Annotated in this window: 15 protein-coding genes and 1 rRNA gene; 15 read left to right on the forward strand and 1 reads right to left on the reverse strand. The window is 59.5% G+C overall.

The window, feature by feature from the left end; translation table 11 throughout:
- Positions 1-246 precede the first annotated feature (246 nt).
- The 11 genes from ACTNDJ_RS06205 to ACTNDJ_RS06255 all read left to right on the forward strand — a co-directional run bounded on the left by ACTNDJ_RS06205 (position 247) and on the right by ACTNDJ_RS06255 (position 9,756).
- On the forward strand, positions 247-540 hold the full coding sequence (locus ACTNDJ_RS06205; protein ID WP_441031998.1) for a hypothetical protein: 294 nt from the start codon (positions 247-249) through the stop codon (positions 538-540).
- A gap of 45 nt (positions 541-585) precedes the next feature.
- On the forward strand, positions 586-1,383 hold the full coding sequence (atpB, locus tag ACTNDJ_RS06210) for a F0F1 ATP synthase subunit A (RefSeq protein ID WP_441032000.1): 798 nt from the start codon (positions 586-588) through the stop codon (positions 1,381-1,383).
- Positions 1,384-1,481: 98 nt separating this feature from the next.
- Positions 1,482-1,673: an ATP synthase F0 subunit C gene (locus tag ACTNDJ_RS06215; RefSeq protein WP_427727739.1), complete on the forward strand. Its 192-nt coding sequence runs from the start codon at positions 1,482-1,484 to the stop codon at positions 1,671-1,673.
- 21 nt (positions 1,674-1,694) lie between these two features.
- Positions 1,695-2,291 carry a F0F1 ATP synthase subunit B gene (atpF, locus tag ACTNDJ_RS06220; RefSeq protein WP_427727741.1) on the forward strand — a complete coding sequence of 199 codons (597 nt, stop codon included), beginning with the start codon at positions 1,695-1,697 and terminating at the stop codon, positions 2,289-2,291.
- Complete coding sequence (locus ACTNDJ_RS06225; RefSeq protein ID WP_441049237.1) at positions 2,284-2,760, forward strand: F0F1 ATP synthase subunit delta; 477 nt, start codon at positions 2,284-2,286, stop codon at positions 2,758-2,760. Before atpF ends, ACTNDJ_RS06225 begins: the two co-directional genes overlap by 8 nt.
- 2 nt (positions 2,761-2,762) lie before the next feature.
- Positions 2,763-4,370: a F0F1 ATP synthase subunit alpha gene (gene atpA, locus ACTNDJ_RS06230; RefSeq protein WP_441063903.1), complete on the forward strand. Its 1,608-nt coding sequence runs from the start codon at positions 2,763-2,765 to the stop codon at positions 4,368-4,370.
- Positions 4,371-4,375: 5 nt separating this feature from the next.
- Positions 4,376-5,284, forward strand: a complete 909-nt coding sequence (gene atpG / locus ACTNDJ_RS06235; RefSeq protein WP_441049241.1) for an ATP synthase F1 subunit gamma — start codon at positions 4,376-4,378, stop codon at positions 5,282-5,284.
- A complete protein-coding gene (gene atpD, locus ACTNDJ_RS06240; protein ID WP_427727748.1) occupies positions 5,284-6,738 on the forward strand; it encodes a F0F1 ATP synthase subunit beta in 1,455 nt (484 codons plus the stop codon). Before atpG ends, atpD begins: the two co-directional genes overlap by 1 nt.
- 5 nt (positions 6,739-6,743) lie before the next feature.
- Positions 6,744-7,136, forward strand: a complete 393-nt coding sequence (atpC, locus tag ACTNDJ_RS06245; protein WP_441063908.1) for an ATP synthase F1 subunit epsilon — start codon at positions 6,744-6,746, stop codon at positions 7,134-7,136.
- Between the two features lie 88 nt (positions 7,137-7,224).
- Positions 7,225-8,508 carry a UDP-N-acetylglucosamine 1-carboxyvinyltransferase gene (gene murA, locus ACTNDJ_RS06250; protein WP_154518387.1) on the forward strand — a complete coding sequence of 428 codons (1,284 nt, stop codon included), beginning with the start codon at positions 7,225-7,227 and terminating at the stop codon, positions 8,506-8,508.
- A gap of 12 nt (positions 8,509-8,520) precedes the next feature.
- Positions 8,521-9,756: an LCP family protein gene (locus ACTNDJ_RS06255; RefSeq protein ID WP_441063905.1), complete on the forward strand. Its 1,236-nt coding sequence runs from the start codon at positions 8,521-8,523 to the stop codon at positions 9,754-9,756.
- Positions 9,757-10,015: 259 nt separating this feature from the next.
- Here ACTNDJ_RS06255 and pepT read toward each other — a convergent pair whose 3' ends face one another.
- Positions 10,016-11,263, reverse strand: a complete 1,248-nt coding sequence (pepT, locus tag ACTNDJ_RS06260) for a peptidase T (RefSeq protein WP_154518393.1) — start codon at positions 11,261-11,263, stop codon at positions 10,016-10,018.
- Between the two features lie 120 nt (positions 11,264-11,383).
- Here pepT and ACTNDJ_RS06265 point away from each other — a divergent pair, with 120 nt between their 5' ends.
- The 4 genes from ACTNDJ_RS06265 to ACTNDJ_RS06280 all read left to right on the forward strand — a co-directional run.
- Positions 11,384-11,806 carry a metal-dependent transcriptional regulator gene (locus ACTNDJ_RS06265; RefSeq protein ID WP_441063906.1) on the forward strand — a complete coding sequence of 141 codons (423 nt, stop codon included), beginning with the start codon at positions 11,384-11,386 and terminating at the stop codon, positions 11,804-11,806.
- A 12-nt stretch (positions 11,807-11,818) separates the two neighbouring features.
- Positions 11,819-12,712 (forward strand): homocysteine S-methyltransferase family protein, encoded by an 894-nt coding sequence (locus ACTNDJ_RS06270; RefSeq protein ID WP_154518399.1) that lies wholly within the window; start codon positions 11,819-11,821, stop codon positions 12,710-12,712.
- Between the two features lie 175 nt (positions 12,713-12,887).
- A complete protein-coding gene (locus tag ACTNDJ_RS06275) occupies positions 12,888-14,288 on the forward strand; it encodes a phosphoglucomutase/phosphomannomutase family protein (protein WP_441063907.1) in 1,401 nt (466 codons plus the stop codon).
- Between the two features lie 407 nt (positions 14,289-14,695).
- A 16S ribosomal RNA gene (locus tag ACTNDJ_RS06280) occupies positions 14,696-14,874 on the forward strand; the annotation flags it as partial.

Raw genomic sequence — 14,874 nt, forward strand, 5'->3', positions numbered from 1 at the left:
TCAACAACGCTGTCGTGATGCGCTTACGCGGGTGCGGCGGCGTTTGTCAAGTACGCTCGTCGGCCATCGCGACCCATTCGTCCTCAGTGCTCGGCCTTTTGTCCGTTTGACACCCCAAGGGGCTAAAGACGCGATTAAGGTTGGGTGACAGTGCATTGATTTTGCAATCACGCGCCCTAAAATACTAGGACGATGTGAGCGGGGTATGGCTCCATGTGGGTTATATGTCGCGAGAAGGGAACGCACATGCCGGTTGAGCTGGCAGGCCACGTGCCGTTCATCGCAACGGGATTCGTCGTCGGTCTTGTTGCATTTTTGCCGTTGTACCTTGCGCTTGCTTCGGTGCTGGCGCATCGACGCGATGCCAACATGACGGTAGGCATGTTGGGTATCATGGTGTCGTTTGCGGTGCTCTTTATGGGCGTCGTAATTGTGCACCTGGTAGCCCCCGTGGCGCTCATCGCCTTTTTGTGCGGCGAGCTCGCCGGGTTTTTGATTTGTTGGATCGTGATCGCCTGCATGGTGATTATGAAGGATTAAAGGCGTTGCCCCACCTTGGTGCGGGCAAACAGGGAAGGTGGAATCTTGGACGCATTTGCCAAGTTACCCAGCGCGATCGCCGAGCTCGTCGCTGAGTTTTCCTCGGCTCCGGTCGTGGGTGACCTTAACGCGGGCCTGACGCAGTACTCGTTCTGGCTGCTTATCGCCGCTGTCGTCATGTTCGTGGTCTTTTTCGCGTTTACTAAGAAGCAGAAGGTTGTCCCCGAGGGCTTCTTCGTTAACGGCGTCGAGTGGGTCATCGAGTACGTGCAGGACGATATCGCCAAGGGTGTCGTTGGCGACAACTGGAAGAAGCACTTCCCGTTTTTGGCCTCGCTGTTCTTCTTTATCCTGATCAACAACTTTATCGGCCTCATCCCCGGCATGAAGCCCGGCACCGGTGCCATCGGCTGTACCGCCGCCCTCGCACTCGTGTCGTTTGTGTACTTCATCTATTTTGGTATCAAGAAGCACGGCTTCTTTGGGTACTTCAAGAGCCTCGCCCCTGCGGGCGTCGCCTTCCCCATGAACGTCTTCGTGTGGGTCATCGAGCTCTTCTCGCTGTGCCTGCGCCTGGTCACGCTCGCCGTCCGTCTGTTCTGCAACATGTTCGCCGGCCACATCGTCATGGGTTCGTTCGCCATCATGGCCACGCTCTTTGCCCAGCCGATGCTGGAGCACTTTACGGCCATGAACGCCGTGGGCGCCCTGCCCAGCGTGGCGTGGGTTTTGATTCTTTTGGTAATCTACGCCGTCGAGCTGATCGTTGCCTTTGTTCAGGCATACGTTTTTACGGTCCTCGAGGCCGTGTACATTCAGATCGCAGAGGCTGACGCCCACTAGCGGTCGCATTTATTTGGTGTTCGGAGGCGCGGCACCCGCGTGCGCCTCTACAACATAGGTATTTATCCTGCGCACACGCGCACGACAAAGGAGGAATCGTGGGAGTTATCGGATATGGTCTCGGCGTTATCGGTGCCGGTCTCGCAATTGGTCTTGCAGCACTCGGTGCTACGGGCGCTATGGCTCGTCAGCCTGAGGTCCAGGGCCGTGCCTTCACCGTCTTCATTCTTGCATCTGCATTCACCGAGGCTCTGGGCCTGATCGGCTTCGTCGTTACGCTGATTTCGTAATTGAGCACGAAGGTAGTCGCCATGAAGCATTTCAACCACGCGAAAGTCGCTGCTGCGCTGACGGGCGCCATGCTCGCCATGCCGGTGTCGGCATTCGCCGAGGAGTCTGAGAACAAGGCCGAGATCCTCGTCCCCAAGATGGCGGAATTCGTCCCTGCACTCATTGCCTTCCTCATCATCTTCATCGTTTTGGCCAAGTTCGCCTGGCCGCAGATTCTGCAGACGATGGAAGAGCGCGGCAAGCGCATCAAGGACAGCCTCGATGAGGCTGAGACCACCAAGCGCAAGGCCATCGAGGCCCGCAAGGAGTCCGACGCCCTCCTCACCGACGCCCGTCGTCAGGCTGCCGACATCGTGACCGCCGCCCGTCAGGACGCCGAGTCCGAGCGCGCCCGCATTATCGCCAAGGCTCACGAGGAGGCCGAGGACATCATTGCCAAGGCCCACGCCAACGCCGAGGACGAGCGCAACTCCATCTATGCCGCCGCTGCCGGCTCCATCGCCGATCTTTCCGTCTCCGTTGCGACCAAGATTGTCGGCGAGGCCCTCGAGAACGACGACGAGCAGCGTCGTCTGATCGAGCGCTACATCAAGGAAGCAGGTAGCCTGAATGCCTAACAGCCGCATGGAGAACAGGGTTCTCGAGACCTATGCACGTACCCTCCTGGAGGCCGCTAAGGCCGAGGGCCGTGTGTTCCGCGATCTTCACGAGCTTGAGGTCATCGCGAACGCCAGCCCCGAGGTGCTTGCTGTCCTCAGTACCGTGTTCGAGCGCGGCCAGCTCGATCTTCTGCCGCAGATTGCATCGGCTTATCGGATGGTAACCGCGACCGACGAGGACGTCGTAGGCGTCACCGTCACCACGGCTGTCCCGCTCGATGACGAGCTGCGCCGCACGATTACCGAGAAATGCGAGGCCGATCTAAAGCGCAAGGTGTTCCTGATCGAGAAGGTCGATCCGTCCATCATCGGCGGTCTGATTCTCGAGGCCCGCGGCCAGCGTCGCGACGTTACCGTCAAGACCCAGCTGCGCGCAGCGCGTGAGGCCCTCGGTTCCACGATTTTGAATAACGGAGGTGAAGCCTAGTTATGTCCGATACCCTCAATGCCGAAAGCATCGCCCGCGCCCTGCAGGCGAAGCTCGATGGCCTGGCGGCTACCGTCGACACGCAAGAGGTTTCCCATGTTGACGAGGTTGGCGACGGCATCGCGCGCGTCTCGGGACTGCGCAACGCCATGGCCGGCGAGCTCTTGGAGTTCAAGAGCTCCGAGACCGGCGAGACCGTCTACGGCCTTGCCCAGAACCTCGACCGCGATGAGGTCGGTGCTGTTCTGTTCGGCGCCGTCAACGTCATCAAGGAAGGCGACGAGTGCCGTACCACCGGTCGCGTCATGGATATTCCCGTGAGCCGCGCCATGCTCGGTCGCGTCGTCAACCCGCTGGGCCAGCCCATCGACGGCCTGGGCGATATCGTCGCCACGCACCGTCGCCCCATCGAGTTCAAGGCCCCCGGCGTTATCGACCGCACCCCGGTCTGCGAGCCGGTTCAGACTGGTCTGCTCGCTATCGACTCCATGGTTCCTATCGGCCGTGGCCAGCGTGAGCTCATCATCGGCGACCGTAAGACCGGCAAGACCGCCATCGCGATCGATGCCATCCTCAACCAGCGCGGTAAGGACATGGTCTGCATCTACGTCGCTATCGGCCAGAAGGCCTCTACGGTTGCCAACATCCGTGAGACCCTCGCCCAGCACGGCGCACTCGACTACACCATCATCGTCTCGGCTACCGCTGCCGACTCGGCCCCTATGCAGTACATCGCCCCTATGGCCGGTGCCGCTATCGGCGAGTTCTTTATGTACAACGGCGAGAACGGCGAGCCCGCCAGCGAGACCAACCCCGGCGGCCATGTGCTCGTCATCTACGATGACCTGTCCAAGCAGGCTGTTGCCTACCGTCAGATGTCGCTGACGCTGCATCGTCCGCCCGGACGCGAGGCCTATCCTGGCGACATCTTCTACCTGCACTCTCGCCTGCTCGAGCGTGCCGTCAAGATGTCCAAGAAGAACGGCTACGGCTCCATGACGGCCCTGCCGGTCATCGAGACCCAGGACGGCGACGTTTCGGCCTACATTCCGACCAACGTCATTTCCATTACCGATGGTCAGATCTACCTGCAGTCCGAGCTCTTCTTCCAGGGCCAGCGCCCGGCAGTCGACGTCGGCATCTCGGTGTCGCGCGTCGGTGGCTCCGCTCAGACCAAGGCCATGAAGCAGGTCGCCGGCAACCTCCGTCTGGACCTTGCCGCCTACCGTGAGCTCGCCGGTTTTACCCAGTTCGGTTCCGACCTGGATGCAGCCACCCAAAAGCAGCTTACCCACGGTGCGCACATGACCGAGCTTCTTAAGCAGGCGCGCTTTAAGCCGTTCGACGTCGCCGAGCAGATCGTTACGCTGTTCGCCGGCAACGAGGGCTTTATCGACGACCTGCCCCTTTCCGAGGTGCTGCCGTTCCGCGCCGAGCTGCTCGAGTACATGAATGCTGGCTTTGGCGGCTTGCTGCAGAAGGTCCGTACCAACAAGATCGACGGCGAGACCAAAGAGCAGCTGCTTCAGGCCATCACCGATTTCAAGAACGAGTACGCCTCCAAGCATGCCTCCACCGCGAGCGCAGCTGAGGGCGCAGAGGAGAACTAAGCTCTATGGCTAACCTTCGCGACATTAAGAAGCGAATCTCCTCGGTCACGAGCACCAAGCAGATCACGCGCACGATGGAGATGGTCTCTACGGCCAAGATCCGTCGCGCGCTCGATCGAGCCACGCAGGCTGAGCCCTACAAGAAGGCGCTCACCGACGTCATGCACACCGTTGCGAGCGATACAGAGACTGCCGGCGACAACCCCATGCTCAAGACGCATGAGGAGTTCAAGCGCGGTCTGATCATCGCGATCACGTCCGATCGCGGTCTGGCGGGCGGCTTCAACGTCAACGTTGAGCGCACCTGCGAGAAAATCGCTCGCGAATGGGCACATGATGGCGCCGAGTGCGAGATCATCGCATGCGGTCGCAAGGCGAGCGAGTATTTCCGCAGCCGTGCCAACACGGTCATGCACTTCGAGGGTTCCTCGGCCGACCCGAGCCTCGAGGATGCCCGCATGATCGCGAGCTATATCTGCGACGAGTACTCCAAGGGTCAGCTCGACCGCGTCGAGATCGTGTACCATCACGCTCGCAACCGCGTCGATCAGGTTCTTCGTACCGAGCATTTGCTTCCGCTCGACCCCGAGATGATCGCCATGGCACATGGCCCGCGCAAGAACGCAGACGAGGGCCCCGAGCGCGTCTCGTCCTCGTTCAAGTTCGTGCCGAGCGCCCAGCATGTGTTGGCTGAGCTGGTCCCCAGCTACATCCTGACCGTCATTCACCAGGCGCTGATCGATTCGGCCGCCGCCGAGCAGGGTGCGCGCCGTAAGGCCATGCACTCCGCCACGGAGAACGCGTCGTCGATCATCTCGACTCTTACCCGTACGTATAACCGCGTGCGTCAGGCTTCCATTACCACGGAGATCAACGAGATCGTGGGCGGAGCCGCAGCATTGGAGGAACACTAATGGCAGATACCACCGTTAAAGCGGCGGTCGAGGAGGCCACGGCACGTCAGACGGCCGGTGAGGGGCGTATCGTCCGTATCATCGGCGCAGTTGTCGACGTTAAGTTCGATGGCGCTGTCCCCTCGATCTACAACGCGCTCACGGTCGAGGCCGATACGCCGATGGGTCACATCAGCACCATCCTGGAGGTTGAGTCTCAGCTTCCCGGCGGTGTCGTTCGTACCGTCGCCATGACGTCGACCGACGGCTTGCAGCGCGGCGTCGTCGCGGTCGACACCGGCGCACCCATGAAGATGCCCGTCGGCCCCGAGACCCTCGGCCGCATTTGGAATGTTATGGGCCAGCCTGTCGATGGCAAGCCCATGCCCCAGATCGATGAGTTTTATCCCATCCATCACCCGGCACCTCATTTCGACGAGCTCACTACCAAGACCGAGATTTTCGAGACCGGCATTAAGGCCGTCGACCTGCTCGAGCCCTACATCCGTGGCGGCAAGACGGGTCTGTTTGGCGGCGCCGGCGTCGGCAAGACCGTTCTGATTCAGGAGCTCATCAACAACCTCGCCCAGGAGCATGGCGGCACCTCGGTGTTCACCGGCGTTGGCGAGCGTACCCGTGAGGGTACCGACCTGTTCCTCGAGATGAGCGAGTCTGGCGTTATCGACAAGACCTGCTTGGTCTACGGTCAGATGAACGAGCCGCCTGGAGCGCGTCTGCGCATCGGTCTGGCCGGCCTCACCACCGCTGAGTACTTCCGCGATCGTGGCCAGGACGTCCTGCTGTTCATCGATAACATTTTCCGCTTCTCCCAGGCCGGTTCCGAGGTTTCCGCCCTTCTGGGCCGTATGCCGTCCGCTGTTGGCTACCAGCCCACGCTGGCTACCGAGATGGGCGACCTCCAGGAGCGCATTACCTCGACCAAGACGGGTTCCATCACCTCCGTTCAGGCTGTCTACGTCCCTGCAGACGACCTGACCGACCCGGCTCCCGCCACGACGTTTACACACCTCGACGCCACGACCGTTCTTTCGCGTTCCATCGCCGAGCTCGGTCTGTATCCCGCAATCGACCCCTTGGCTTCCTCTTCCGATGCCTTGGATCCCTCGATTGTCGGCGAGGAGCACTATCGTGTGGCCGTCGCAGTCCAAGAGCTGCTCCAGGAGTACTCCGACCTGCAGGACATCATCGCCATTCTGGGTATGGACGAGCTTTCCGAGGAGCAGCGCCTTACGGTCAACCGTGCCCGTAAGCTCCAGCAGTTCCTGTCTCAGTCCTTCCACGTCGCCGAGCAGTTCACCGGCAACCCCGGTGTCTACATCCGTGTCGAGGACACGGTCCGCTCGTTTGCCGCCATTGTCGACGGCGAGTGCGACGACCTGCCCGAGCAGGCGTTCCGTTATGCGTCCACGATTGACGACGTGCGCGAGCGCGCCGCCAAGATGGAGGAGAAGTAGTGGCTATGCAAATCCGCATCGTGTGTCCGGAGAGCTGCGCCTATGAAGGCGAGGCGGCATTTGTCGCCCTGCCTTCCACGGACGGCGAGTTCGGCATTCTTCCGCGTCACGCTAGCGAGATCTGCACGATCGATCGCGGCTACGTTCGCGTTTGTGATAAGCAAATGGGCACCGTCGACCACACGTTTGCCGTGGCCGGCGGCTATGCCCAGGTTGCGGACGATGTCGTGATTGTCCTCGCCGAGCGCGCTTGCGATTTGGCGACCGTCGATGCCGACAAGCTTAAAGCTGATATTCAAGGTTTTGAAGAGAAGCTGGGTAATTTGTCGGAGGATGATGCACGCCGCGCCTACCTCTATAATGAAATCGCATGGTGTAAGCTCATGCTTGCCCAATAGTCAAACGATTTGGCGTTCGACCATTTGCGAACACATCATGCCCGGGATGGCCCAGCCATCCCGGGCATGCTTTTTGAAAGGGTAGACCTTGGATATTATCCGTGTTGAAGGTGGCCACACCATCGGAGGCTCCGTGCCCGTTTCGGGTGCAAAGAACTCTGCACTCAAACTCATGGCGGCAACGCTTCTGGCACCGGGGAAGACGACGCTGCAGAACGTGCCCGATATCTCGGATGTCCATGTTATGGGCAAGGTGCTCAAGGGTATGGGCGCCAAGATTGACGTTCTCGATGAGCATACGCTCGAGATTGATACCTCTCAGGTTGATTCCTGGGAGGCTCCCTACGAGCTTGTCGCCAAGATGCGCGCCTCCACGGCCGTGATGGGTCCCCTGCTGGGCCGTTTCCATCGTGCCAAGATTGCCATGCCGGGTGGCTGCAATCTGGGTGCCCGTAAGATCGACATGCACATCTTGGGTCTTGAGGCGCTGGGCGTAGAATTCGACACTGCACACGGTTACATCAATGCCAACGCTCCTCAGGGGTTGCGCGGTACCACGGTTACGCTTGAGTTTGCCAGCGTCGGCGCTACCGAGAACCTCATCATGGCGGCCGTGCGCGCGCAAGGCACTACGGTTATCGATAATGCGGCTCGCGAGCCCGAGATCGTCGACCTTGCCAATATGCTCAACGAGATGGGCGCCAAGATTGTTGGCGCCGGCACGCCCGTCGTGACCATCGAAGGTGTGGACGAGCTGCATCCCGTTACCCATCGCGTGGTGGGCGACCGCATCGAGGCCGGCACCTTTATCGTTGCCGGTGCCCTGATGGCCGATGACCGCGGTGTCGACGTTACGGGCTTTTGCCCCATTCACTTGGGCATGGTGCTCAAGAAGATGGAGCTCATGGGTATCGAGTGTGAGCGAATCGAGAATGGCGTTCACGTGAGTCGTGTCGAGCACATCAGGCCGGTCGATATTCAGACACTTCCGTTCCCGGGCTTCCCGACGGACATGCAGGCGCAGATCATGGTGCTTTCCGCTCTCGCTGATGGCAGCTCTGTGATTACCGAGAATATCTTCGAGAACCGCTTCATGTTCGCGTCGGAGCTGGTCCGTATGGGCGCAGATATCCGCATCGAAAGCCATCACGCCATGATTCATGGCGTCAAGGGGTTCTCGGGTGCACAGGTTACCTCGCCTGATCTGCGCGGCGGCGCCGCGCTCGTCGTTGCTGGCCTTATCGCCGACGGCGTTACCGAGGTCTCGGCCATTCATCACATCAAACGTGGCTATGAGCAGTTTGTCGAAAAACTGCAGGCACTTGGTGCAAACGTCGAGCACGCCACTGTTCCCGATCCCGTCATCTACTAATGCAGGTTGCCTATGTTTAATAATAAGAAGCCCTTAGCGGATACTCGAAGACCTTCAACCGGCGCACAGGCCAAGATCTACAGTCGCGATAATGTTGCACGCTACTCCGAGCGCGCTCGTCAGCGCCGCCGCGGCCAGACAATCCGTCGCGTTGCGCTTATCGCCGTGCTTGGCGTGCTGCTGAGCGCTACGACTGCCGCCGGGCTGTGGTTCGCCAACATTATGGGCAAGCTTGGCGATTCCAATGTCATTACCGACAATCTGCGCCATATCTTGGTGGATACCAATGAGGCCAAGGATCCGTTCTACGTGCTTCTTTTGGGTACCGATGGTCGTCCGGGCGAGGACACGTATCGCGCCGATTCAATTATCTTGGCGCGCATCGACCCTACGCAAAAGCAGGCTACGCTTATATCCATTCCACGTGATACCAAGGTTGTCTATAACGGCGAAACCATGAAGGTCAACGCCTGCCATACCTATGGCGGTGCCGAGGCCATGGTTCAAGCGGTCAATGAGCTGTGCGGCGTGCAGATTTCCCACTATGCCGAGGTTAGCTTTGACGGTATGCAATCATTGATTGACTCTGTGGGCGGTATCGACATCAACGCCACCGATGATGTCGATGACCCCGAGCATCTGGACATTAAGATTACGGCAGGCCAGCAGCACATGGACGGTGCTACCGCGCTCACCTATGCCCGTTGCCGCTATACCTATGCCGACGGCGACTATACGCGCATGCGTCACCAACGCCAGGTGCTTGGTGCCCTTGCCAACCAGATTCTCAACAACTTTGATGCTACGAAGGTCTTCGACCTGGTTAATTCGCTGTCCGATATGCTTGTGACCGATATGAGCGTTCAGGACATCGTGTCTACGGTCAATGCTATGCGCGGCATGGATGTCGATGGCATCTATTCGGCGAATCTGCCCTCCTACGCAGATGAAACCACCATGATCGACGGCCAGAGCTATGTCTTTGTCTACGAGGACGAGCTTAAGGAGATGATGGCGCGCGTCGATGCCGGCAAGGATCCTAAGGGACCAAACACCATGGGCCTATCCGACGGAACCAGCTCTACAATCGGTGATTTGAGCAACCATACTTCTGACGATTACGCCTACGGTACGGCCGGTTCGTTGGAAAGCTCGGACGATTCGAGCTATTCGGACGATTCGGATTACAGCTCATATTATTACGAGGAGCCCACTGGCGACGGCAACGGTTACGAAGCCAACTACTAGGGTTGGGGGGGGGGGGGGGGCCGCCCCCGCGCAACGGCTTGACGCTGCGCGCCGCCCAGAGCGACTATTTGTCATTCAAAAGGCAGGGCATGACCAGAATCAATGTCCTGCCTTTTTCATGCCAACTTGTTCGTTCTGGACGTCGCTCGCTGACGTTGATTCAACCAGCGATGCCGACTACTCCCCTTGCACCAAAAAATCGCCCCGTTCTCGGTTTTGAGGACGGGGCGATTTTGCTTACCTAGATTATTCGAGTTCCTTATGCGAAGCGGGCGACGAGTTCCTGCAAGACGTCGGTCATCTTAACGAGCGAGCTGACCGGGACAAACTCGTTGACGCCGTGGTAGCAGTAGCCGCCCGTCGAAAGGTTGGGACAGGGCAGGCCGCGGAACGACAGCTGTGCGCCGTCGGTGCCGCCGCGAATCGGCAGCACCTGGGGCTCAACATCGCAGGCAAGGAAGGATTCCTTGGCGACTTCGATCAGCTCTGGGTAGTCGCGGACAATCTCGGCCATGTTACGGTACTGGTGCTTGATCTCGACCGTTACGCGCTCCTCGCCCAGACGCTGGTTGAGCAGCGCGGCGGCAGCATCCATCAGATCGAGCTTCTGCTGGAACTTGGCGGCATCGTGATCACGGACGATATAGCGCGCCGTGGCATGGTCGACTGTGGCAGAAACGCCCTCGAGGTGATAGAAGCCCTCGTAGCCCTCGGTGTATTCCGGACGCTGCACGTAGGGAAGCAGGGCATTGAAGTCGCAGAACAGATTGCCCGCGTTAACCATGCGGCCCTTGGCGTCGCCGGGGTGAATGGACTGGCCCTCAAAGCTAACGGTAGCCTCGGCGGCGTTGAAGCACTCCCACTCAAGCTCGCCAACCGGACCGCCGTCGACTGTGTAGGCATACTTACAGCCAAAGTCCTCGATATCCAACAGCTCGGCACCGTGGCCGATTTCCTCGTCCGGGCAGAAACAAATACCAAGCGTGGGGTGGGGCAGGCTGGGGTCCTGTGCAATGCGTGCGACGAGCGCCATAATCTCGGCGACACCGGCCTTATCGTCGGCGCCCAGCAGCGTGGTGCCGTCGGTGCAAACCAGGTCCTCGCCCAAAAGGTTGTTGAGGGCGGGGAGCTTGGCGGTGCTCATGGATACGGGCTTGCCGTCGACGATGCCGCAAACCAGGTCGCCGCCCTCGTAGTGCACAATGTGCGGCGCTACGCCGGCGCCCGGTGCGACCTCGGTGGTGTCGAGGTGCGCGATCAGGCCCAGGGCGGGCTTATTCTCGGAGCCGGCGCTCGCGGGAATGTGAGCGCAGACATAGGCGTTTTCGGTTACATGGGCATCGGTTGCACCAAGCTCGCGCAATTCCTCGGCAAGCACATTGGCAAGATCAAACTGGACGGTGCTCGACGGAACCTGGTCACAGTTGGCATCCTCGGACTGTGTGTTGATCTGGACGTAGCGCAAAAAACGCTCGAGTACGTCGGGGTTCGTGGTGGTGTTTTCCATAGAGACCGCTCCAATCTTGGTTGTCGTATGCAACAAGAACTCTAGCACGGTATGCCGCGGCATACCGCGACGCTTGGATGGGGTAGAATCAGCCATTGAATGCAGAAGGGACGGATGTTCATGGATACGACAAATAGCTCGCGCGAGCTACATCTAACGGTGGCGAACGAAGACTACTTGGAGTGCATGGTTCGCATCGAAAGCGAGGATGGGGAGACTAATGGCGTGCGGTCGGTCGATATCGCACAGCGCCTTGGCGTTTCGAAGGCATCGGTCAACAAGGCGGTTTCGGCTCTCAAGGCATCCGAACTTGTCGAGCAGTCTCACTACGGCAAGGTTATCCTGACCAACCGTGGGCGCGAGGTCGGTTTGGCTATCTGGTATCGCCATCGCCTGATTCGCACATTTTTGGTCCAGGAGCTCGGCGCCGACTTTGAGCGCGCCGATGCCGAGGCCTGCATGATGGAGCACGCGCTTTCCGAGGACACAATGGTCCGTTGGCTCGCCTATCTCGAAAAGCAGGGAATCAGCATCGAGGAATAGCGAAACATATATATGGATACGAGTTATTACAATCGCTTCGGCGGCGAGGAGCTTATGCGCCGACTTGCCAGCGAGACGCTGCTGGCACAGGGTCCGATGGGCAGCGTGCTGCTGAGTGAATACGGTGCCGCCGATATTCCGCCGGCATTTTGGAACCTCGCCGAACCACAGACGGTTTCTCGCATCCACCGACTGTATGCCGCCGCTGGTGCACAGGTGCTTATTACCAATACGTTCCAGGCATCGGGTTTTGCGCTCGATCGCGATGAAATCGCTCCATCTATGGCAGAGGTCAATCGCGGGGCGGTCGACGATGCCCGCCAGGCAAATCCCCAGCTATTGCTGGGGTCCATGGGGCCTATTGCGATTGAGTGGTTTGTCGAGGATTCTTCCGAGTATCGAGAGATTCGCGCAAATGCTCGCGAGCAGGCGTCCGCCCTGCTCAACGCCGGCGTCGACGGGATTCTGGTCGAGACGATCACGTCTATCCGCAATCTGCAGCCCGTGCTCGCCGGTGTCCATGATGCCGCTGATGGCATGCCCGTTCTGGTGAGCTTTGCTATTGATGACAAGGGCGACCTGCTGGGTGATGGCCTAAACATCGAAGGTGCCATCTTGTATGCCGAGAAGCACGGTGCGAGCTCGGTTGGGGTCAATTGCTGCACCCTGACAGCGGCTACCGCTGCGGTACCAAGAATGGTCAAGATAGCCACGACGCCCGTTACTGTACGTCCCAATGCGGGAAATCCGGTCCAAACGCAAGATGGGCCCGTGTGGCACGAGGACCCCGAAGCTTTCGCGCGCGCATGCGTCGAGTGGAAGCGGGCTGGCGCCGCAATGGTTGGTGGCTGTTGCGGAACCACGGCGATCACGACGGCTGCTATGGCAGACGCGCTCGATATATAGAGTCCTAAGAAAAGCACATTCGAATTACCGCCCCAACCGGGGCGGTTTTTTTGTCTATATGCGCCCTCGACGGCTTTTGCCTAAACGGTGAATGCGTGCGCCGGCGGCTTGCCGGGCGCTCGTTGCGGGTATACCACCTGCGTACCATGATCCAAACACTGCGAGGTGTCTGCGTGTGTGCGCGATAATTCATTTTGGAACTGATGGCTGGCGCGCTCGCGTCGGCGAGGATTTTAACGCTGACAATGTTGCCCGTATCGCTGATGCCGCTGGCGAGCTCTGGCAAAAGACATATCCCGGCAAGACGGTATATATCGGGTATGACACCCGTCCCCGGGCGCGCGAGTTTGCAGAACTTGCAGCTGGCGTGCTTGCGGCCCATGGCCTTGATGCCGTGCTCGCGGCCCGTTTTGTACCCACGCCTGCCATCACGTGGGCTGCCGCATACGATGGCGAGGCGTGCGGGGCGCTCATGGTGACCGGTTCACATCATCCGCAGGGCTATCTCTGTCTCAAACTGCGCATGGGCGATGGTTCCACGGCAAACCAGGACGTCATCGAAGAACTCGAGGCAACGATGGCCGCCGAACCTCTGGGGCTCGAGGAGCAGTATCGCACGGCGGATATCATTCCCGACTATATGCGAGCGGTAGCATCGTTTGTCGATGCCGATGCCATTCGTGCCGCTCGTCTGCGCGTGGTGGTCGACCCCATGGGGGGAGCGGCTCAAGGTTATCTTGCCGATTTGCTGCGCGAGCTGGGTGTTGAGGTCCATGAGATTCATGCGGGGCAAGCATCGGATTGGAGGGATATCTGTCCCGATCCCGTAGAGCCGTGGGTGGATGCCTGCGAGCGTGCAGTTATCGAAGACGGCGCGTGTGCCGGCCTGGTGACCGATGGCGATGCTGACCGTATTGGCGCGGTCGACGAGCGCGGTAGATATATACATCCGCATCAGATCATGGCGCTCGTAATGGGCGAATTGGTTCAGTTTCGCAATTTGAAGGGGCGAGTCGTCGTCAATCTATCGTGCTCGACGCTTGTACGTCGTGTTGCCGAGGCACTCGGTTGCCGCGTGACCGTAAAACCGGTTGGCTTCAAATATATAGCCGCCGAGATGAAAAAAGACGGGGTGCTTATGGGCGGTGAGGAGGCCGGTGGCATCGGCATTGCCGCGCATATGCCCGAGCGTGACGGCATTCTCGCTTGCCTACTCCTGTGTGAGCTCATGGCAAAGACGGGGGCTTCGCTGGGCGTGCTGGTCGATCAGCTCGAGGCGAGTTTTGGAAAAACAAGTTATGGCCGTCGAGATTTACGACTTGAGGCAGAAGATGCCGAGTCGCTGCGCACGCTGCTTCCCGGTGTGAATCCCAAGTCGATTTGCGGCAAGGCGCCGCAGAGCGTAAGTCACATGGACGGCTTGCGTTTGGCATTTGAGGATGATACCTGGCTGTTGGTTCGCCCGAGTGGCACTGAGCCGGTGGTGCGAGTGTACGCCGAGGGCTTTTCGGTGGAGGAGCGCGACGAGTTGCTTGATGCCGGCTGCGCTTTGGCTCGGGGCGCATATCAGCTCTAGCCATGGGGCTGATCAATATAAAGATATGCTCGGCGAGTGGTAGGTAACGACTGGCAAGTGTCAGCTGCGGGTATAAATATGTAGGAGCTGTGTGCAACCAGATTCCCGCCCCGCGGGCCCCTCCGGTCTGGCAATATATCTCCTTGCCGCGCGGCCCGGTCGGACCGGATGAGCCGCGGGGCGTGCACCTTGAGAACCGGATACTGCGAGGATGGACACACCAGATGTGTCGCATCCGGGCAGACATCGAACCATTTGAAATGGTCTGACTTGGATTCGTTTTTCGCAAGGCCGCCGAGAGGCGGCCCCGAGAAATTCCTTTTCCTATCAAACAGAACCATATGAATCGAACGGAACCGATCAGCGATGACTGAGAGGACCGGACGGGCTCGAGGCCCAAACATATTTGGACGGAGAGTTCGATCCTGGCTCAGGATGAACGCTGGCGGCGCGCCTAACACATGCAAGTCGAACGGCACCCACCTCCGGGTGGAAGCGAGTGGCGAACGGCTGAGTAACACGTGGAGAACCTGCCCCCTCCCCCGGGATAGCCGCCCGAAAGGACGGGTAATACCGGATACCCCCG

This window comes from Collinsella sp. HCP3S3_D1 (genome assembly GCF_052064015.1).
Lineage (GTDB): Bacteria > Actinomycetota > Coriobacteriia > Coriobacteriales > Coriobacteriaceae > Collinsella.

Excerpts from the sequence above, each read along its gene's own strand:
- ACTNDJ_RS06205 (WP_441031998.1), top strand. The coding sequence starts at position 247 with ATGCCGGTTGAGCTGGCAGGCCACGTGCCGTTCATCGCAACGGGATTC.
- atpF (WP_427727741.1), top strand. The coding sequence starts at position 1,695 with ATGAAGCATTTCAACCACGCGAAAGTCGCTGCTGCGCTGACGGGCGCC.
- ACTNDJ_RS06225 (WP_441049237.1), top strand. The coding sequence starts at position 2,284 with ATGCCTAACAGCCGCATGGAGAACAGGGTTCTCGAGACCTATGCACGT.
- atpA (WP_441063903.1), top strand. The coding sequence starts at position 2,763 with ATGTCCGATACCCTCAATGCCGAAAGCATCGCCCGCGCCCTGCAGGCG.
- atpG (WP_441049241.1), top strand. The coding sequence starts at position 4,376 with ATGGCTAACCTTCGCGACATTAAGAAGCGAATCTCCTCGGTCACGAGC.
- atpD (WP_427727748.1), top strand. The coding sequence starts at position 5,284 with ATGGCAGATACCACCGTTAAAGCGGCGGTCGAGGAGGCCACGGCACGT.
- atpC (WP_441063908.1), top strand. The coding sequence starts at position 6,744 with ATGCAAATCCGCATCGTGTGTCCGGAGAGCTGCGCCTATGAAGGCGAG.
- ACTNDJ_RS06255 (WP_441063905.1), top strand. The coding sequence starts at position 8,521 with ATGTTTAATAATAAGAAGCCCTTAGCGGATACTCGAAGACCTTCAACC.
- pepT (WP_154518393.1), bottom strand. The coding sequence starts at position 11,263 with ATGGAAAACACCACCACGAACCCCGACGTACTCGAGCGTTTTTTGCGC.
- ACTNDJ_RS06265 (WP_441063906.1), top strand. The coding sequence starts at position 11,384 with ATGGATACGACAAATAGCTCGCGCGAGCTACATCTAACGGTGGCGAAC.
- ACTNDJ_RS06270 (WP_154518399.1), top strand. The coding sequence starts at position 11,819 with ATGGATACGAGTTATTACAATCGCTTCGGCGGCGAGGAGCTTATGCGC.